This is a genomic window from Acinetobacter sp. CE-15, assembly GCF_051059255.1.
Classification (GTDB): Bacteria; Pseudomonadota; Gammaproteobacteria; order Pseudomonadales; family Moraxellaceae; genus Acinetobacter; species Acinetobacter guillouiae.
This window is the reverse complement of record NZ_CP192737.1, coordinates 3,605,496-3,623,375: the sequence shown is the minus strand read 5'-3', so window position 1 is coordinate 3,623,375 and position 17,880 is coordinate 3,605,496. Positions and strand designations below refer to the sequence as shown.

Annotated in this window: 18 protein-coding genes; 10 read left to right on the top strand and 8 right to left on the bottom strand. The window is 39.1% G+C overall.

The window, feature by feature from the left end; genetic code table 11:
* Positions 1 to 2 precede the first annotated feature (2 nt).
* From ACQ7EO_RS16675 to sdsA, 4 genes are all read right to left on the bottom strand, one after another.
* On the bottom strand, positions 3 to 1,259 hold the full coding sequence (locus tag ACQ7EO_RS16675; protein WP_034615663.1) for an efflux RND transporter periplasmic adaptor subunit: 1,257 nt from the start codon (positions 1,257 to 1,259) through the stop codon (positions 3 to 5).
* Positions 1,259 to 1,897 carry a phosphatase PAP2 family protein gene (locus ACQ7EO_RS16670; protein ID WP_004819553.1) on the bottom strand — a complete coding sequence of 213 codons (639 nt, stop codon included), beginning with the start codon at positions 1,895 to 1,897 and terminating at the stop codon, positions 1,259 to 1,261. Before ACQ7EO_RS16670 ends, ACQ7EO_RS16675 begins: the two co-directional genes overlap by 1 nt.
* A 158-nt stretch (positions 1,898 to 2,055) precedes the next feature.
* Positions 2,056 to 4,110 carry a site-specific recombinase gene (locus ACQ7EO_RS16665; RefSeq protein WP_034615660.1) on the bottom strand — a complete coding sequence of 685 codons (2,055 nt, stop codon included), beginning with the start codon at positions 4,108 to 4,110 and terminating at the stop codon, positions 2,056 to 2,058.
* Positions 4,111 to 4,125: 15 nt separating this feature from the next.
* Positions 4,126 to 5,109 carry an All-trans-nonaprenyl-diphosphate synthase gene (sdsA, locus tag ACQ7EO_RS16660; protein ID WP_434278070.1) on the bottom strand — a complete coding sequence of 328 codons (984 nt, stop codon included), beginning with the start codon at positions 5,107 to 5,109 and terminating at the stop codon, positions 4,126 to 4,128.
* A 430-nt stretch (positions 5,110 to 5,539) separates the two neighbouring features.
* On the opposite strand from sdsA, the gene rplU reads away from it, so the two are divergent.
* The 8 genes from rplU (at position 5,540) to ACQ7EO_RS16620 (ending at position 13,098) form a co-directional block, all read left to right on the top strand.
* On the top strand, positions 5,540 to 5,851 hold the full coding sequence (rplU, locus tag ACQ7EO_RS16655) for a 50S ribosomal protein L21 (RefSeq protein ID WP_004722561.1): 312 nt from the start codon (positions 5,540 to 5,542) through the stop codon (positions 5,849 to 5,851).
* Positions 5,852 to 5,870: 19 nt separating this feature from the next.
* Positions 5,871 to 6,125, top strand: coding sequence for a 50S ribosomal protein L27 (rpmA, locus tag ACQ7EO_RS16650; RefSeq protein ID WP_004722560.1), 255 nt, complete (start codon positions 5,871 to 5,873; stop codon positions 6,123 to 6,125).
* Positions 6,126 to 6,377: 252 nt separating this feature from the next.
* Complete coding sequence (lolA, locus tag ACQ7EO_RS16645) at positions 6,378 to 7,073, top strand: outer membrane lipoprotein chaperone LolA (RefSeq protein WP_004722558.1); 696 nt, start codon at positions 6,378 to 6,380, stop codon at positions 7,071 to 7,073.
* A 191-nt stretch (positions 7,074 to 7,264) separates the two neighbouring features.
* Complete coding sequence (locus ACQ7EO_RS16640) at positions 7,265 to 8,791, top strand: carotenoid oxygenase family protein (protein WP_434278069.1); 1,527 nt, start codon at positions 7,265 to 7,267, stop codon at positions 8,789 to 8,791.
* Positions 8,792 to 8,893: 102 nt separating this feature from the next.
* Positions 8,894 to 9,700: an RsiV family protein gene (locus ACQ7EO_RS16635; protein ID WP_434278067.1), complete on the top strand. Its 807-nt coding sequence runs from the start codon at positions 8,894 to 8,896 to the stop codon at positions 9,698 to 9,700.
* A gap of 108 nt (positions 9,701 to 9,808) precedes the next feature.
* The gene (gene serS / locus ACQ7EO_RS16630) at positions 9,809 to 11,080 is read left to right on the top strand and encodes a serine--tRNA ligase (protein ID WP_434278066.1); all 1,272 of its coding nucleotides are present in this window, start codon (positions 9,809 to 9,811) and stop codon (positions 11,078 to 11,080) included.
* A gap of 81 nt (positions 11,081 to 11,161) precedes the next feature.
* Positions 11,162 to 12,535 (top strand): siroheme synthase CysG, encoded by a 1,374-nt coding sequence (gene cysG / locus ACQ7EO_RS16625; protein WP_434278065.1) that lies wholly within the window; start codon positions 11,162 to 11,164, stop codon positions 12,533 to 12,535.
* Between the two features lie 83 nt (positions 12,536 to 12,618).
* A complete protein-coding gene (locus ACQ7EO_RS16620) occupies positions 12,619 to 13,098 on the top strand; it encodes a tRNA (cytidine(34)-2'-O)-methyltransferase (RefSeq protein ID WP_004819563.1) in 480 nt (159 codons plus the stop codon).
* Between the two features lie 43 nt (positions 13,099 to 13,141).
* Here the strand turns inward: ACQ7EO_RS16620 and ACQ7EO_RS16615 are convergent, their stop codons facing one another.
* The 3 genes from ACQ7EO_RS16615 to ACQ7EO_RS16605 all read right to left on the bottom strand — a co-directional run bounded on the left by ACQ7EO_RS16615 (position 13,142) and on the right by ACQ7EO_RS16605 (position 14,636).
* Positions 13,142 to 13,546, bottom strand: a complete 405-nt coding sequence (locus ACQ7EO_RS16615; RefSeq protein WP_244015312.1) for a hypothetical protein — start codon at positions 13,544 to 13,546, stop codon at positions 13,142 to 13,144.
* Positions 13,547 to 13,754: 208 nt separating this feature from the next.
* Positions 13,755 to 14,132, bottom strand: coding sequence for a hypothetical protein (locus ACQ7EO_RS16610; RefSeq protein ID WP_434278063.1), 378 nt, complete (start codon positions 14,130 to 14,132; stop codon positions 13,755 to 13,757).
* A 102-nt stretch (positions 14,133 to 14,234) separates the two neighbouring features.
* Positions 14,235 to 14,636: a winged helix-turn-helix transcriptional regulator gene (locus ACQ7EO_RS16605; protein WP_004722540.1), complete on the bottom strand. Its 402-nt coding sequence runs from the start codon at positions 14,634 to 14,636 to the stop codon at positions 14,235 to 14,237.
* A gap of 167 nt (positions 14,637 to 14,803) precedes the next feature.
* On the opposite strand from ACQ7EO_RS16605, the gene ACQ7EO_RS16600 reads away from it, so the two are divergent.
* Both ACQ7EO_RS16600 and ACQ7EO_RS16595 read left to right on the top strand, forming a co-directional pair.
* Complete coding sequence (locus ACQ7EO_RS16600) at positions 14,804 to 15,505, top strand: SDR family NAD(P)-dependent oxidoreductase (protein ID WP_004819581.1); 702 nt, start codon at positions 14,804 to 14,806, stop codon at positions 15,503 to 15,505.
* A gap of 31 nt (positions 15,506 to 15,536) precedes the next feature.
* Positions 15,537 to 16,094 carry a flavodoxin family protein gene (locus ACQ7EO_RS16595; protein WP_034615631.1) on the top strand — a complete coding sequence of 186 codons (558 nt, stop codon included), beginning with the start codon at positions 15,537 to 15,539 and terminating at the stop codon, positions 16,092 to 16,094.
* A 74-nt stretch (positions 16,095 to 16,168) separates the two neighbouring features.
* On the opposite strand, the gene ACQ7EO_RS16590 is transcribed toward ACQ7EO_RS16595, so the two are convergent.
* The gene (locus ACQ7EO_RS16590; protein WP_004722537.1) at positions 16,169 to 17,581 is read right to left on the bottom strand and encodes an APC family permease; all 1,413 of its coding nucleotides are present in this window, start codon (positions 17,579 to 17,581) and stop codon (positions 16,169 to 16,171) included.
* Between the last annotated feature and the right edge of the window lie 299 nt (positions 17,582 to 17,880).

Below are 17,880 nucleotides of genomic sequence, written 5' to 3'. Positions count from 1 at the left end.
CCTTATGCATTTGAAGTAGCTTTTTGTTCACTAGATTTATTTTGTTGAACAGGTTGTGCTGCTGTACCTGGTTTAGCACCTGCTTGGGGTGCAGCCGCTTGAGGCTGATACGGTTTAGCAACCACAGCTTGTTCTGGTTTTACTTTGGCAATACCATCAACAATCACTTTATCGCCAGTATTTAGGCCTTGAGTGACAATCCAATCTTTACCTTGAACACCTACAGTTGTTACAGGACGGCTTTCGACTACACCTTTAGCATTTACAATCATCGCGATTGCTTGGCCAGTTGGGGTACGTGTAATTGCTGCTTGTGGAACTAAGTAAGCATTTGGAATTACGCCTTGTACGATCTGCGCATTGGCAAACATACCTGGCAATAATAAATGATTAGGATTTGAGAAGACTGCACGTAAAGTTACAGAACCAGTGCTTGGATCTACACTAGCATCAGAAAATGCAAGGTTTCCTTCCACACTGTAGAAGCTACCATCTTCAAGTTTTAAACGAACTTTGGTGTTATTGCTACGATCAATACTACCTTGACTTAACTGTTGACGTAGACGTAATAACTCAGCACTTGATTGGCTGATGTCTACATAAATTGGGTCAAGTTGCTGAATTGTAACCAAAGCATTGGCTTGGTTTGCAGTCACCAAAGCACCGGCAGTAACTGAAGAACGACCAGATTGACCTGAAATAGGTGAACGAACAGTCGAATAACCTAGGTCAATTTGTGCATTTTTAACAGCAGCATTTGACGCTGCAATATCTGCTTCAGCAAGTTTGATTTGTGCAAGCAAATCATCAAATTCTTGCTTAGAAACAGCATTGATGCCGACAAGTTGACGATAACGATTTGCTTTAACCTGCAAGGCATTTAAGTTTGCTTGCTGACGTACTAAAGCTGCTTTTGCACTGTCTAAGTTTGCACGATTGATGCTCGAGTCAATCTCATAAAGAGGTTGGCCTTCACGAACAAAACTACCTTCCGTAAACAAACGTTTTAAAATCACACCATTTGTTTGTGGGCGAACATCAGAGATTTGATACGCTGAAGTACGACCCGAAAGTTCAACAGTTTGTTCTACGCTTTGTGGCTGAGCAACAATGACACCAACTTCAGTCGGCGGCATTTTTTGGGCAGCACCACCAGCTTGTTGTGCTGATTTAGGATCTTTGCTGCAGCCTACAAGTGCAATACTTGTTGCGAGAGCACAAGCAGTAAGGGCAGGAGCCCAAAGCTTTGCCGACATCATTATTCCACCTCGTTTAGATTCTTATCTAAAAATAATTTGTTCTGTCTTAACGTTTCTCGTGACAGTATGAGCCATAAAATTGCAGCCCATATGACACCTATACTCCATCCAGTGAGTACATCAGTTGGGAAATGTGCCCCTAGATAAATTCTAGAGCCCCCCATGCTTAGAAACCATAAAAAGCCCCCCAAGCTAATCCATTTAACTTGGCGATGCTTTTGAAATATAAACATAATCGAACAGCATACAATCGCTGCATAAATGCTGTGAGCACTAGGAAATGAAGCACCATAGGTTTGCACCATTTGGTAGATTTCATCGGGTCTAGGACGATTGACCAGATATTTGAGTATCCAACCAATTGCCGCAGCACCGAGCAGTCCAATACTGATCATCAGCACATTTGCATATTGTTTTAGGCGTATGAAATATAAATTACATAGCCCTGCAATCACGATCATTGACGGTAAGCCGCCCAGATAGGATAGGGTGAGTGCTAGACCATTTAAGACCTCTAAACGGTGTGAACTCATCCATACAACGCTTGAAAAATCAAACTGTTGTACCTGGTTAATGTTTAAACCAACACTCCCAATAAGTAAACCTATACAGCCAATAAGGAGCAATACGTAAGGCATAAGTTAACCTAGAGTATATAATTGCGTACGTTAAGTTTATTTAATCAACCGAAGTGTACTAGCCAGTACACTTTTTTTCAAGTGAGTAAATTTAGGTAATTTATACTAATTTCTTTTTGTGAAATATTTAACAATTTGCACAAAAAATAACAAAAATCCTAGTGATTTAGTTTGCTTTGTGAGTTTGCCTCATCTTCAAGTTGTAAGGGTTGTTTTGGCGGCCAGAAGAAATCTAAAGGACGGGTAGAAAAATGGGTAAATATGAGTTTTGCCAATGGTTTCCATTGCGAAAAACGAACTTGTCTTGCTCTGAGTGCCACAATAATGGTGAGCGTGAAGCTGACAAATAAGTTGGTCAAACCAATACACAACACGCCAAGGAAAGACACAATGATGAGGCCAATATCAGGTGAACCATTAATGGTCATTAAGCCTTGAATAAAGTTGGCAGCAGCAAACGCAATATGGCGGATATCTAAAGGTAAACCTAAGATAAAACCAATGGTTCCCATACTTCCAAGCATGATCCCAAAGATAAAATTACCCGCTAAAGCGCCTAAGTTTCGCTCGATATAGTCTGCAAACTTGTCCAGTCTGGCTTGTCCCATCATTTTTTTCAATTTTACGTGAGCTTTTAAGCGGGGACCGACTTTTCGATAGACTGACATATTGTCAAAATATCCAGCGATTAATCCCGATAAAAATAAACAAACACCGGCAATTGCTGCATGAGGAATTGCCAATGAAGTAAATGGATTTAGACTGGCGAGTAAGGTTGTGGCTTTAGCATGCGTCAAAAGTGGTTCATGCATTGACAGCTGCCAGAGATAGGTAATTAATGCGGCAGTAGGAATCGCAATCGAAATATTTCCCAGAATTGCAATAAACTGGGTCCGAATAATATTAATAATCAGTCCGGCAAGTTCAGCAATTTGCGCTGTTTTTGAACCTTTTTGGTGCTGAACTGTTGATGCAAGTGCGGCCGCTGTCATAGCTGGTTGTTTGGTTGCTACAGTAAAGTGCAAAACATGGATCAGGATAAAACCCAATGAATAATTCATACTGTAGAGAAAAGCATGCAAAAATGGCGCAAGGACTAAACGTGCAGTCAGTATTTTCAGGGTTGCCATGGTTGCAATAATCGCACCTGCACCTGCAGCTGCTTTATACATACCAAAGAAACCTTTTTTATCGGTACTTACATAATGTTCGCCTGTCTTACTGGCATTTTCAGTGACTTGTAGTGCAATTAATTCACTGTTGGTTTTAAGCAAATCACGCACACTGGTTTCACTATAGTGTGCATTGACTAAGTCAGTGAGCAATTCACCGCAGAGCTGATAACGAATCTGGTCATCTTCGACCAGAAGATTGAGTAAGAGTTCGATTCGATCAATACATTGTTCTAGTAGCGAGAGTAAATAGGTCAGACTTAAGCTCACCCCAATCCGCTTGATTGCTCGACGGATTTTCTGTACCACATCACGACATTGTTCAATCATGACCAATGCTTGGTCTGCATCTGGAGGAATACCCACAGCAAACTCATCTTCATCGCGATGCTGCTTTTTATACGCTTCTATAAACTCAACAATTTCACGGTTTTGAACTAAAAAAGGCGATTCATATTCTTGAAGCTCAGGGTAGGCATTGATAAATTCAGGATATAAGCCAATACCACTGATTCGATAGGAAAGCACAGTAATGGCTTTGACAATATCGCGTTTAATTCCCAATTTATCGTTTTTATAACGATGACCTTGATTGAGTAATCGGAACAATTGTTCCCATTTCTTTTCACTGATATTTTCCAGCCAATATTTATCACTACGTTGGTGAAACACTTTGCCAACCAAATCTTTGAGATCTGATTCGTCTGTCAATAAAGGTAGAAAATGTGCACCAATACGTTGCCCAAGCTGATTCCAAAAGCCGTCTAAAGATAAAATCCCACTATCTGCATACAATCCTGCTTGTTTATAGTGATTGACCAGCTTGAGTAAGTAACCTTGAAATGCAGAAGATGCATTGGGTGTAGTGAGCAGTGCTTGAATTAAAGCATCAAATTTATTTTGACTTTCTTCTAAATTGTGGCTGTCACTGGGTCTGATACGATTGATTAACTCAATTAATATATCAGGATTGGGAACAACTTTTATGCCGTCGAGTTGTTCCTGCATAAGGAGGAAAAGATCATTAAATTGTATATGCATAAGCCTTGTTAAATTTTATTGAATTCGATGTAAGGCAAGTTGCGCTAAATTATACAATGCCTGGCGATACTCAGATTCAGGCAAATGATTCAAAGCCTGAATCGCAGCTTGAGTTTCTTCTGTGGCACGGCGACTACAATAATCTAAAGCACCTGAGGTCTGCACAATTTCAATCACACGATCTAAATCGCCTGTTCCACCAGTTGCGATACTTTTACGGATAATCTCGTGCTCTTCACCCTGGGTATTTGCTAAGGCAGAGATTAAAGGTAAAGTGGGTTTACCTTCCATTAAATCATCACCAATATTTTTACCTAATGTTTCAACATCAGAGGTATAGTCTAAAATATCATCAATAATTTGAAAGGCATTGCCAAAATGACCTGCAAATAAACGTAATGGTTCACGATACTCAGGTTTCCCTGCAATGATGGCAGCACCTTCAGTTGCAAGCTCAAATAAACGAGAAGTTTTACCGTGAATAATATCTAAATAAGTTTGTTCAGTCGTTTCGGGTTGATGCTGTGCTTGAAGCTGTAACACTTCGCCTTCGGCAATTTCACAAGTGCCCGTCGAAAAGTCTTTGAGCAAGATCATATTGTCGAGATCAACCAGAAGATCAAAAGCCCGAGAAATCAGAAAATCACCCACCAACACAGCAGTTTGGTTGTTCCAAGTTGCGTTCGCAGTTGGACGACCACGACGTAAACCAGATTCATCTACAACATCATCATGTACCAAGGTTGCGGTATGCAGCATTTCAATGATTGCTGCCAGTTTGCGATAAGGGTCCATCTGTAGATCTGTTGCACCACATGCTTTTGCTGCAAGTAGGCACATGATTGGACGCATGCGTTTACCGCCAGCTTCAACAACATGTTTACTGACGGCCATCACTAAAGCAACTTTTGAGGTAATCCCTTCATTAATAAACTTGTCCATTGCAGCAAAGTCGGTTGCAACTGGAGCGAGAATATCTTGCTTAAAGTCGATGGTCATCGGGTGGGAGCCTCATGCAAATGCGTTATAAGTTGCTAGTGTAACAATTAACATGTCTGAATGTTGCTTTTGAAAGCAGACATCGTGCCTGAATCTTAATGATTTGTTCTTTCTTTGTCCAAAGATGAATAAAGCATTGAACATTCAATCGATCATTCTTTTGAGCTACATAGTAGCGGATTTGTTTTAAAAATCTATTTCAATTTTAGCTGTATCTTAAAAAAAAATTCATATTATCAAAGGGGAAATCTTAAAAAAACCATTATATGTAGATTATTTTCTATACAATGATAATATTTGCTGGAAATGACTTGTTGTTTAATTCATTATCACTTAAAATCTTTGCCCTTGAATAACCCCCAGTGGCGTTCGTCTTAAGATCGATATATTCCTTTATCGGCACGACGACACGGGTAAGTTGGAGTACATTATGTACGCAGTAATCCAAAGCGGTGGTAAACAGCACCGTGTTGTTGAGGGTGAAACCCTTAAAGTAGAATTGTTGAAAGCTGAAACTGGCGCGACTATTACATTTGATGATGTATTAATGGTTGTGAATGGCGAAAGCATTCAAATCGGTGCTCCAGTTGTAGCTGGCGCAAAAGTAACTGCAGAAGTGGTTGGTCACGGTCGTCATGACAAAATTCGTATTGTTAAAATGCGTCGTCGTAAGCACTACCGTAAACAACAAGGTCACCGTCAATGGTTTACCGAGTTGAAAATTACTACGATCGCAGGTTAATCACTAGGAGTATATAGACATGGCAACTAAAAAAGCCGGTGGTTCGACCAAAAACGGTCGTGATTCGAATCCTAAAATGTTAGGTGTTAAAATGTACGGTGGTCAAGCTGTGACTGCTGGTAACATTATCGTTCGTCAACGTGGTACAGAATTCCACGCGGGTACAAATGTTGGTATGGGTCGTGACCATACTTTATTTGCTACTGCTGACGGCGTAATCAAATTTGAAGTGAAAGGTCAATTTGGCCGTCGCTATGTATCTGTTGAAGCGTAAGCTTTAAGAGTGCAAAAAAGCCCGCTTTATTGCGGGCTTTTTTATCAGTTTTTTTTAGCATTAAACAAAAAACCATCTTCATCATGATGAATAATTTTCAACATATTGCACCAATAACAATACAAAACTTCTTATTTTCTCAATTATTACTGACTCAATTTGGTTTAAGATAAGCAATCTAATAAATTACATTATGTGCCAAATATTATTTGAATATTTTAATTGAGGTGCAGACATAGAAAAGGTGAACATATGAATATGCTTCGTAAAACGATGGGTGCAGTGGCTATAAGTGCAGCGCTGTTTGCACCTGTAATGAGCACAACAGTTTTTGCAGCAACTGCTGCTTCGGAGCAACAAGCAACCGCAAATCTGGTTAAACAACTCAGTGGTGTAAAAAGCTTTACTGCAAATTTTGAGCAAACCACAAAAGCGACTCAAACAGGTAAAGTTGCACAGAAAAAGGGTTTAACCGCTCAGCATATGAATCAAACCTTTAAAGGTACAATGAAGGTTGAACGTCCTGGTAAATTCTATTGGGAAACCACCACGCCCGCAAAACAGACTATTGTGACCGCAGGTCGTACAGTGTGGATTTATGATCCTGACTTACAGCAGGCTGTACGCCAAAGTTTAGATGAGCAGGTTGCCAATACACCAGCATTACTCCTCAGTGGTAATACTGAGCAAATTCAAAAGGCTTATCGTATTACTCAGCCTAATGCAGGTAAAACTTACTATACCTTGTATCCAAAACAAAAAGATGGTGCTTTCCAAAGCTTGACGATTAGTTTTGGGGCGAAAAATGCACCGACTTTAATGATCTTGCAAGATTCTTTAGGTCAAACAACCACTGTGCGTTTTAACAATGTACAGGTTAATGCCGCTATTCCTGCATCTACCTTTAATTTTGTGCCACCTAAAGGCACAGACATTATTGATCAATAAACGATTTTGATTGAATAGAAGAGCAACCGTAAGGTTGCTTTTTTTATGCCGATTAAACAGAACAGAGCAATAGACTCAGCCATGTTGATTAGGCGAATGATGAATAATAGCTACGAGCAAATAAAGTGGCTTTCAATACAAGATTATTCTATGCTCAAACAAGGGTTTGAATATAAAAACTGAGATGCTATATGTATCGCAAAACACAATTGAAACTCAAACATTACCCAAAGATGACTGCGCAAAAGTCATTTTTGAATGTTTTGAGGCAAAAGTTAATCTGCATGATTGGGCGATTTTTAAGACGGCATCGTCGTGATAAAGAAGTCAATCTTTATCAGCAAAAGCTTTACCAGCCAGTTGAAGAAATCATCACAACAACTTTAAAAATATCAGGAATTATCCCACCACGTTTAAATGGTTTATTGTTAAGAATTGGCTCAAATCCGATTGATGTCGCAAAGCCGACATTATTTGAATGGTATCTTGGTCAAGGAATGATTCACGCGCTTAAATTACAAGCGGGTAAAGCAATCTGGTTTAAAAGCAGTATGCTGGCCACAGATAAGGTGCAGCAATATAAACAACAACCAGCAATAGGCGGCTTTCGCCGTGGTGCACATGATGTTGTAAATACCAACATTTTTAAACATGCAGGAAAACTTTGGGCGGTGATTGAAGCTGGCGCGTTTCCAATCTGCTTAGATGATGAGTTAAATGCAGAACGTTATCAGTTGTTTAATAGTGATGCTGATTTACCGTTTACCGCACATCCTCGTAAAGATGCCAAAACAGGGCACTTACATGCGATTAGTTATGATGCTTTAGATCCTAAAAATGCCTATTACCAAGTGATTGATCAGCATGGTGATTTGATTCATGTCACGCAAATTTTATTACAACATGGTCCCATGATTCATGATTGTCTCATTACACAACAAGAAGTTTTGGTTTTTGATTTTCCACTTACTTTTTCAATGACTCGATTATTGCGTGGCGCAAGTGTTCCCTATCAATGGAATAAACAACATCAAGCACGTATCGGAATATTGCCTAAATATGCTAACGCTGAACAGATTCAGTGGATTGAGCTTGAACCATGTTTTGTTTTTCATGCAGCAAATGCTTTTCGTGATCATGAAAATAGAATTATTTTAGATGTTTTGGTGCATCAGGACGATTTTGAACATTCCCAACACGCAGCTTATGAATTGCAACATGCACAGTTAGAACGTTGGTGCATTGATTTAAGCTTACAAACGCTACATAGAACTGTACTCGACTCTCGGGTTCAAGAATTTCCGAAAATTGATGCGCGTTTTACTGGAGTACCATATCGTTATTTATACACGTTGGGTTTTGCTGAAACTGCATTGTTCAATTGTTTATATATTTATGATTTAGAAATGCAAACATCTGTGAGTTATGATTTTGGTACGCAGTGGGCAATTGGTGAAGTCACTTTTGTGGCTGAGCATGAACACAGTGCAGAAGGGCAAGGTTATTTGATGGCCTATTTACATCACGTAGAGGGAGAAGCAGCCAAAGCTGTTATTTTAAAAGTAAATGGATTGGAAATTCAGCCACAAGCTGAAATTGATTTGGGCGTACATATACCACTGGGATTTCATTGTAATTGGGTTGAGAACCATGCAAATGTAGATTTCAATCAAAATGACAATGTTGGCGCTAATTTGAATAAAAGAGTTAGCACATAGGCTTAAACAACAAAATTTCAATAATTAACAATTATGAATATTAATTTAAAGGTTCTGGTTTTATGATAGGGCTATTACTAAATATGCTTTAAAGATATAGAAATGAAAGTAAATTTTAAAAGTGGTCTGATTTTTTTATCTCTTTTATCCAGTATGCTCATGGTTAGCGCATGCCAAGAAAAGCCAGCACCTCAAGCAGAACAAGCTGCAACAGCAACTCAACACGCACAAATACCGCTGATTCAAGCCAAAGTTGAACGCGTCAATGTGGTAAAAAAACAGTTTTGTGATGAAGATGGTTGTACGCAATATGATTTGCAAACTGTTAAAAGTAATGTGCCTTGGCTAGATGAGTATTTTCTAAATCGTATTAAAAAAGATGTCCCAGGCGCATTTGAGAAAGATCAAAATCTTGCTCAAGCTGAAAGTGAAGCGCAATCTTCACCTAAAGGTTTAAATCAAAATTCAATTTATGTTCGTTTTATTTCACAACAAAATAATTTAGCCACTTTTGTGATCCAGACTTATACCTATGCAGCAGGTGCTGCTCATGGGATGTATCACAATGAATATGTGACATTCGATCTAAGCACGCAAAAGCGCCTCGCTCTAACTGATATTTTAAAACCAAACGTCGAAGCAAAAGTTGCTGAACAGCTTTATGATGCCAATGCGAATTGGTTGATTCAAAAAGATATTACGCGTGATAAATTGCAGTTAAGCGATAACTATTATTATGGTGTAAATGGTCTGGTTTTTGTTTATCCATTATATGAACTTACCTCTTATGCAGAAGGTATGCCTGAGTTAAAGCTGCCGTATCAAGTGGCAAAAGATTTGATTAAAGCTGAGTATTTACCAAGTCTACCTCAAGTCGAAGCGACTGTAGAAAAACCTGTTACACCTTAATTGTCTTCAAATCATACAATTCATGTATGTCTAATGCTCTGTCACTGTATTTTTTACAGTGAAGAGCTTACACTATAGTCAGTTTTTTTCTTACCCTTTAGATTGACTATGATCGACCCGAAATTAATCAGAAATAATATCGAGGCTGTAAACTTAGCCTTAGCCAAACGTGGTGTACAACTCAACGTTGAAGAATGGGCATCACTAGAAGCTCGCCGTAAAGAAATTCAGTCTAGAACTGAAAACTTACAGGCAGAGCGTAATTCGGGTGCGAAACAAGTTGGTCAAATCAAAAAATCTGGTGGCGATGCTTCAGAAATCATGGCACGTATGGGTGCGATTGGTGATGAGATTAAAGCCGCTGAAGTTGAATTGAATGAACTTCAAGCTGAATTAGAAGCAAAACTACTCTCAATCCCAAACATGCCACATGAGTCTGTACCAGAAGGGAAAGATGAAAGTGATAATGTTGAAGTTTTAAAGTGGGGCACACCACGTCAATTTGATTTCGAAATCAAAGACCATACTGACCTTGGCGAAATGATGGGTGGGTTGGAGTTTGAAACTGCAACCAAGTTAACGGGCACACGTTTCAGCGTATTGAAAGGTCCATTGGCGCGTTTACAACGTGCATTGACCCAGTTCATGCTGGATACCCATACCTTGAAAAATGGTTATACCGAAGCTTATGTCCCTTATCTTGTCAATGCAGACTCATTGCGTGGTACAGGTCAACTGCCTAAATTTGAAGAAGATTTGTTTAAATTACAAGGCGAAAAAGAATACTATTTGATTCCAACCGCTGAAGTTCCAGTGACGAACTTTGTCCGTAATGAAATCATTGATGCTGACCGTTTACCGTTGAAATATGCTGCGCATACACCATGTTTCCGTAGTGAGGCAGGTTCTTATGGTCGTGATACGCGTGGTTTGATCCGTCAACACCAATTCGACAAAGTTGAAATGGTTCAAATCGTAAAACCTGAAGACTCAATGGATGCTTTGGAGGCATTGACAGGTCATGCGGAAGGAATCTTACAAGCTTTAGGCTTACCCTATCGTAAAATCGTTTTATGTGGTGGTGATATGGGCTTTGGTGCGTGTAAAACTTATGATTTAGAAGTTTGGGTACCAAGCCAAGATACATATCGTGAGATTTCTTCTTGTTCAAATATGCGCGATTTCCAAGCACGTCGTATGATGGCGCGTTATCGTGCAGACCAAAAGAAAACTGAGCTGGTACATACTTTGAATGGTTCTGGTTTGGCTGTCGGTCGTACTTTATTGGCTGTGATGGAAAACTACCAACGTGCCGATGGCTCTATTGAAGTGCCAGAAGTGTTACGCCCGTACATGGCTGGTGCAACATTCATCGACTAAATGTCGAAAACTCGATATTTGGTTCAGTTTTGTGCATAAATATTGCTTAGTACAATCAGATTTGAACTTTTGAGGAACACTGTGGAAATTTTCCCAATTTCATTAAAACTACAAGGGCAACCTTGTCTGATTGTGGGTGGTGGGCATATTGCTTACCGCAAAGCAGTATTACTTGCAAAAGCAGGTGCAGTGATTCATGTGGTTGCACCTGATATAGAGCAAAATCTTTTAGATATTGTCCATTCAACTCATGGGCAATATCATGCAGATAAATTTGATCCTCAAATTAGCCTAAGTAGCTATCGTTTGGTGATTGCTGCAACCAATGATAAAGCTGTCAATCAAGCTGTTTTTGAAGCTTGTGAAGATTTAAATGTGTTGGTCAACAGTGTTGATGATCCTCCACATTGTCGCTTTATGGTGCCTGCGATCATTGATCGTTCACCACTGGTGGTTTCAATTGCCACCAACGGTGCCTCTCCTGTTTTATCTCGACAAATTCGTACTCAGCTTGAAGCGTCTATTCCACATGGAATGGGTAAACTTGCTGATTTTTCTGGGAAATGGCGTAAAGCTGTTAAAGAACAGATTACTAATCCTGATGAACGTCGAATCTTTTGGGAAGATTTATATGCCAGCCCTTTAAAAGAGCAGGTGTTTAATGACAATCTCATAGAGGCGGATCGTCTAATTGAACAAGCTTTAACAAAATGGCAAAAACCAAAAGGTGAAGTTTATTTGGTTGGTGCAGGACCAGGTGATCCAGAGCTGTTAACCTTAAAAGCTCTTAGACTGATGCAGCAAGCGGATGTGGTGATTTATGATCGTTTGGTGTCCCCCGCGATTTTAGAGTTGTGTCGCCGTGATGCTGAAAAAATCTATGTGGGTAAAGCACGTTCAAATCATTCTGTGCCACAAGATGGGATTAATGCATTACTGGTCAAATATGCCACCGAAGGCAAACGTGTTTGCCGTCTAAAAGGTGGTGATCCGTTTATTTTTGGTCGCGGTGGTGAAGAAATTCAAGAGCTTTTTGCAGCCAATATTACGTTCCAAGTTGTTCCAGGCATTACCGCCGCATCAGGGTGCTCAGCTTATGCTGGGATTCCGCTTACACATCGTGATTATGCACAAAGCGTCCGTTTTTTGACTGGGCATTTAAAAGAAGGTTCACCTGAGTTACCTTGGAATGAGTTGGTTTATGAAAACCAGACACTGGTTTTATATATGGGCTTGGTGGGGCTAGAAAAAATTTGTGAAAATCTAATATCACATGGTCAACGTCCAAATATGCCAGTGGCTTTGATCTCCAAAGGCACAACCCCGGATCAAAAGGTGGTGATTGGTACTTTGGCAGACATTGCATCAAAAGTTGAAGAAAACCATATTCAAGCACCTACTTTAACTATTATTGGTGAAGTAGTGAGTTTACGCGAACAGTTACAGTGGCAATAATATCTGCCTAAATTTTTCTTTAAAAAACAGACATGGTCTTTTTTAAAGGACTTAGGTTGTATTCTGATAAGTAGAGATCTCCCGTGATTCATGTTGTTTTATACGAGCCTGAAATTCCTGCAAATACAGGGAATATCATTCGTTTATGTGCCAATACAGGTGCACAATTACATTTAGTCAAGCCTTTAGGTTTTGAACTGGATGATAAAAAGTTGCGCCGTGCAGGATTGGATTATCATGAATGGGCGCATATGAAAGTTTGGGAAAATTTTGCTGAATGTTTGGCACATTTAAAGGTGCAGGGGATTGATCTTGATGCGATTTATCCTTTAACCACCAAAGGTACTGAAACACCACATACCTCAGATTTAAACCGGCCTGTGGCTTTATTGATGGGGCCAGAAACACGTGGTTTACCAGAAGATGTCCGGATGATGTTCCCTCAGTCGCATTGGATTCGTTTACCTATGGCACCGAATTCACGTAGTCTGAATTTATCGAATGCCACCGCAGTGATTCTATATGAAGCATGGCGTCAACAAGGATTTAAAGAATTAAAATAAAAATCATAACCCATCGCATAGATGGGTTTTTACTCTTATTAATTTAGAATTTCCTTTTTGGAAGGAGCAATGTGGTTATGGTTGTATAAGCGATCTCATCCGATTGGGATTTGCCTTTAAAATCAGTAATCCGAATATTTATCTTAATTTTTTGCCCTTTCTTTGCTGTATATCGAATGTTTAAGAAGAAGCTATTCTCTATAACTGTTTCTAAATAGTGTTGACAACCCGTATCTGCTCGACCAGAAACCTGTGCTTTTTTAACAAGGCCTTTAAAAGAAATAAGGTACGTTTCACTTTTAAAGCGGCCATCACCAAGTCTGTCAATAAGAAATGTATTTGTAGAGGTATTCTCTAAAAGCTTGACCACCAAATCACAAGAGTTTTCATAAGAAGCAAATGCACGATGGCTGCATAGTGTTAGGATAAAGAGGAATAGTATTTTCATTATTTTTTCCCGTTTAACATGTTTTATTTATAAGATGTTAAGTGTATTGCATCAGGTGAAATTTTTAGCTGAGTGCACGATGACTTATAGCATTGGAATTGATGATTTATGCAAAAGTAATGACTCTTTGCTGCTTAAATTGTATCAAAGTGTCTTTGTACAAGGATCACAGTGTGTATTGGACTGATTTCATAGCTGAGCTGACTAATTATTTATCTGGTCCTAAATAGGTCACCGTTTCAGATTTCGGTATACCTTTATAATCTGTGATTAATATATTCAGTTTAATTTTTTGTCCTTTTTTAAATTCAGAGCGATTCGGGAAATCGCTTAAATTTTCTTCTAAGACTTTGCCGATATAGTGTTGACAAACACTATCTGCTCGGCCAGCAGCTTGCGCTTTTTTTACAATACCTTTTATGTTGAGTGTTGTTTCCTCAACTTCACCTAAGCCATCTTTATTGATATATAACGTACGTGTAGAAGAGTTTTCTAAAAGTTTAACCTCTAAATCACAAGAATTTCCATAGGACGCAAAAGCGCTATGGCTGAGGATTGCTAGGATAAAGAGCAGTGGAATTTTCATTATTTTTTTCCCCTTTGCTGTGTTTTATTCAAATGATGCTGAGCTGATATCATGCTTACAACATAGCGAGCTGAGTATAAGTCATATTTAAAGTGTTGAGGTTTAGGCTTCCTGCAACAGTGCTGGCTCATTTTTTGCTTGAATTGCGTCAAATTGTTTTTGAGCACGAATGACATGTTGCACATTGCCTTCAGCCCAGAGCTTAAATGATAAAGCAGTTTGAGCAAACTCAAAGCCTAGAGAGGTCAATGCATATTCAACACGAATCACATTGTTCTCATGAATTGTACGGGTGATAAATCCATCTCTTTCCAGAATTTTTAATTTCTGAGAAAGTACTTTAGGTGAGATGCCTGTTAAGTTTTTTTTCAGTTCATTGAAGTGTTGAGAGTGCTGATGAAGTCGATAAATAATCATCAAAACCCACTTATCTGCAAATTTTTCAAAAAAAGATCTTGCCGGGCAATTTGGATGAAAAATATTAAAATTGAATGCATTAGTCATCAATCTATACCTCAATTTGGAAAGTTATAACCAAGAAATGACCAGTTACCACGTAGTAACTAATTGATACTAGATTTCAAAAGTATATCATAAATTAATCAGGTCAATACAACTTCTGCTGATTGATAGCGTTGATCGACCCTTTTATATTTATGAGCGTGGTTTTAATGAAAATAACAGATGCGGTCGTTTTTATTACGGGTGCAAATCGTGGTCTAGGTTTAGCACTTGCCCAGCAAGCGATACAACGTGGTGCCAAGAAAGTTTATGCAGGAATGCGTAATCTTCAAGGTTTTAATCAACAGGGTATTATTCCGATTGTTGTAGATGTCACAGATCCCGTATCTATTCAAAAAGCTGTTGCAGAATGTGGTGATGTCAATCTATTAATCAACAATGCAGGTATTGCACGCTTAAATGAAAGTCCTGTAGATGCAAATATTGCAGCAGTGACACGGACGGTTTTAGACACCAATCTTTATGGTGTGATCAATACGACTCAGCAATTCTCTCCAATTTTAGCAAGCCACGCTGAAAGTTATATCGTCAATATTTTATCGGATGTGTCTTGGGAACCCAGCACGATGTTAGCCAGTTATGCGATTTCTAAAGCGGCAGCATGGTCATTTACCAATTCAACTCGGCAATGGTTAGCAAAAGCCAATGTTCATGTGATGGGGGTACATGTTGGTTTTATCGACACAGATTTAACCCAATCACTGGATATTGCCAAAATTTCTCCACATACAGTGGCGCAACACGTATTTGATGGAATTCAACAAAATGCCTTTGAAGTGTTGGTTGGGGAATCTACCCAACAACTCAAACAAGGTCTAACTGCAACCCCTCCAAGTTATATCAAACATTAATATACCTATCATCTCAATCAGAGGACTTATCATGTCAAAAATTGCTGTTGTTTATCATTCAGGTTATGGTCATACCAAAGTCATTGCAGAAACTTTTGCCAATGAAATTCAGGCAACGCTCATCGAAGTGGATCAAGAGGGCAATATTCAAGATCAGGATTGGGACACTTTAGATGCCGCAGATGCAATCGTATTTGGTGCGCCAACTTATATGGGCGGTGTGCCTTGGCAATTTAAAAAATTTGCAGATGCATCTTCTAAGCGTTGGTTTACTCGTGCATGGGCAGACAAGGTTTTCGGTGGTTTTACCAACAGCGCAAGTTTAAATGGCGATAAGCAAGTTACGTTAATTTCTTTACATACCTTGGCTTCACAACATGGTGGTATTTGGGTCAGTCTTGGTTTGGCACCATCAAACACTAAAAGCGCTACACGTCAGGATGTGAACAGCTTAGGCGGTTCTGTCGGCTTATTGGTTCAATCACCTGCTGATGCCAGTACAGATGAGATTCCAAGCGGTGATTTAGAGACTGCAAAACAATATGCAAAACGAATCAAAGCGATTACTGAAAAATTTATTGCAGCATAATTGCAGTTGATATGACTAAAATAAGAAAGGCGCATAAAGCGCCTTTCTTATTTGATTACATATGCAATAATCAATTATTCATGTTCATTGTGTTGTGGTGCAGGGTAGCGGAAACCACGAGTTTTATAGGCTAAATAGGCAACACCTAATACAGCCCATGCAAGCCCGAGTTTTAATGCCATTTCATCAATTTCTAACCACATCAAGAATACGCTGGCAAAACCAAGAGATGGAATCACCACATAATTGATGATTTCTTTCAGTGATTTTGTTCTGCCGTCACGTAAGGCGTAACGTGAAATCACGGAGAAATTCACAAAACTAAAGGCAGTTAAAGCACCAAAGCTAATTAAGTTGACAATATGTTCAAGGTCAAGAAAACCTGCTGATAGCGCAACAACACCGACAATCAAAATATTATAAGTCGGGGTATGTAATTTTGGACTAATATGACCAAAAATCTTTTTGTTAATGACGCCATCACGCCCCATTACATACATCAAACGGGATACCCCAGCGTGTGCAGAAATACCAGAAGCCAGTACAGCAATGACCGCAAAATACAATACTAACTTTTTAAATGCGATGCCTGTAATTGCCGTTAGAATGGTAGCATTGCCAAGTGCTTCAAGCATCACAGGTTGAGATTCATCCAGCGGATTAAAGTAAAGATTGGCATTACTTGGGAAAAATAGCTGAATAAAATAGGTACTAAAAATAAAGATAATACCCGCGATCAACGCTGTAGAGAAAATTGCTTTTGGCAAGGTTTTTTCAGCATCTTTGGTTTCTTCTGCAAGGGATGATAACGCATCAAAACCTGTGAAAGAGAAACAAAGAATCGTTGCACCACCGATTAATGCACCAATTGCCGTCATTTCACTCCAGAATGGAGCAAGTGACCATAATTCAGCTTTATCTGGATTTAAGGTGCCATCTGCGTAAATGCCCTGAGTTAACAGTAAGTAAACTTCATAAACAAAATAGAAGATGATCGCAAGTTGCACCACAACAATGGTACTGTTAAATCGAGCAACAAAACGTGAACCAAACAAGTTGATCACAGTCATAATTGCTGTCAGTGCAATGACCCAGATCCAGTTATTTACATCTGGGAATAAGGCTCTTAAGTAAATATCAGCCAAAATAATGTTGACGAGTGGAGATAATAAATAATCTAACCAAGAAGACCAGCCAACCATAAAGCCGACATTTGGGTGAATCGATTTTTGCGCATAGGTATAAGCAGACCCTGACGAAGGGTAGCGCTTGATCATATGACCATAACTGATAGAGGTCAGAAGGATGGCAACAAGCGCAAAAATATAAGAAGTTGGAACATGTCCATGGCTTCCGTCTGACACTAAACCAAAGGTATCAAATAAGGTAAGTGGCTGAATATACGCTAGACCAATAATGATAATATGCCACAGCACAAGATTTTTTTTCAGTTTTGCTGTGGATTGAGTCCCAGAGATATCTGTCAACGGCGTTATCCTCTTAATCGTTGATCAAGGATCAGTCATATTTATAAGGATCGTTTGAGACGAACGATCCCCCCTAAGAATAAAACAAAAGTGCGCCAATCTACTCTAAAAGGTCACATTTGTCAGTAACTTTGTTGGCTTTTTTAGCAGAAAACGTGCCATCTTGATCAAAAAATAAGTGACTGCCCATTCTGCAAGATAAAAGCCCGATGTTTAGATAAACATCAGGCTATTTACTATCGGGGGCTGTCAACATTTCATCTGTAGACTACATCACTGCAAACATAGACTTAGTGCCA

Excerpts from the sequence above, each read along its gene's own strand:
- ACQ7EO_RS16675 (WP_034615663.1), bottom strand. The coding sequence starts at position 1,259 with ATGATGTCGGCAAAGCTTTGGGCTCCTGCCCTTACTGCTTGTGCTCTC.
- ACQ7EO_RS16670 (WP_004819553.1), bottom strand. The coding sequence starts at position 1,897 with ATGCCTTACGTATTGCTCCTTATTGGCTGTATAGGTTTACTTATTGGG.
- ACQ7EO_RS16665 (WP_034615660.1), bottom strand. The coding sequence starts at position 4,110 with ATGCATATACAATTTAATGATCTTTTCCTCCTTATGCAGGAACAACTC.
- sdsA (WP_434278070.1), bottom strand. The coding sequence starts at position 5,109 with ATGACCATCGACTTTAAGCAAGATATTCTCGCTCCAGTTGCAACCGAC.
- rplU (WP_004722561.1), top strand. The coding sequence starts at position 5,540 with ATGTACGCAGTAATCCAAAGCGGTGGTAAACAGCACCGTGTTGTTGAG.
- rpmA (WP_004722560.1), top strand. The coding sequence starts at position 5,871 with ATGGCAACTAAAAAAGCCGGTGGTTCGACCAAAAACGGTCGTGATTCG.
- lolA (WP_004722558.1), top strand. The coding sequence starts at position 6,378 with ATGAATATGCTTCGTAAAACGATGGGTGCAGTGGCTATAAGTGCAGCG.
- ACQ7EO_RS16640 (WP_434278069.1), top strand. The coding sequence starts at position 7,265 with ATGTATCGCAAAACACAATTGAAACTCAAACATTACCCAAAGATGACT.
- ACQ7EO_RS16635 (WP_434278067.1), top strand. The coding sequence starts at position 8,894 with ATGAAAGTAAATTTTAAAAGTGGTCTGATTTTTTTATCTCTTTTATCC.
- serS (WP_434278066.1), top strand. The coding sequence starts at position 9,809 with ATGATCGACCCGAAATTAATCAGAAATAATATCGAGGCTGTAAACTTA.
- ACQ7EO_RS16615 (WP_244015312.1), bottom strand. The coding sequence starts at position 13,546 with ATGAAAATACTATTCCTCTTTATCCTAACACTATGCAGCCATCGTGCA.
- ACQ7EO_RS16610 (WP_434278063.1), bottom strand. The coding sequence starts at position 14,132 with ATGAAAATTCCACTGCTCTTTATCCTAGCAATCCTCAGCCATAGCGCT.
- ACQ7EO_RS16605 (WP_004722540.1), bottom strand. The coding sequence starts at position 14,636 with ATGACTAATGCATTCAATTTTAATATTTTTCATCCAAATTGCCCGGCA.
- ACQ7EO_RS16600 (WP_004819581.1), top strand. The coding sequence starts at position 14,804 with ATGAAAATAACAGATGCGGTCGTTTTTATTACGGGTGCAAATCGTGGT.
- ACQ7EO_RS16595 (WP_034615631.1), top strand. The coding sequence starts at position 15,537 with ATGTCAAAAATTGCTGTTGTTTATCATTCAGGTTATGGTCATACCAAA.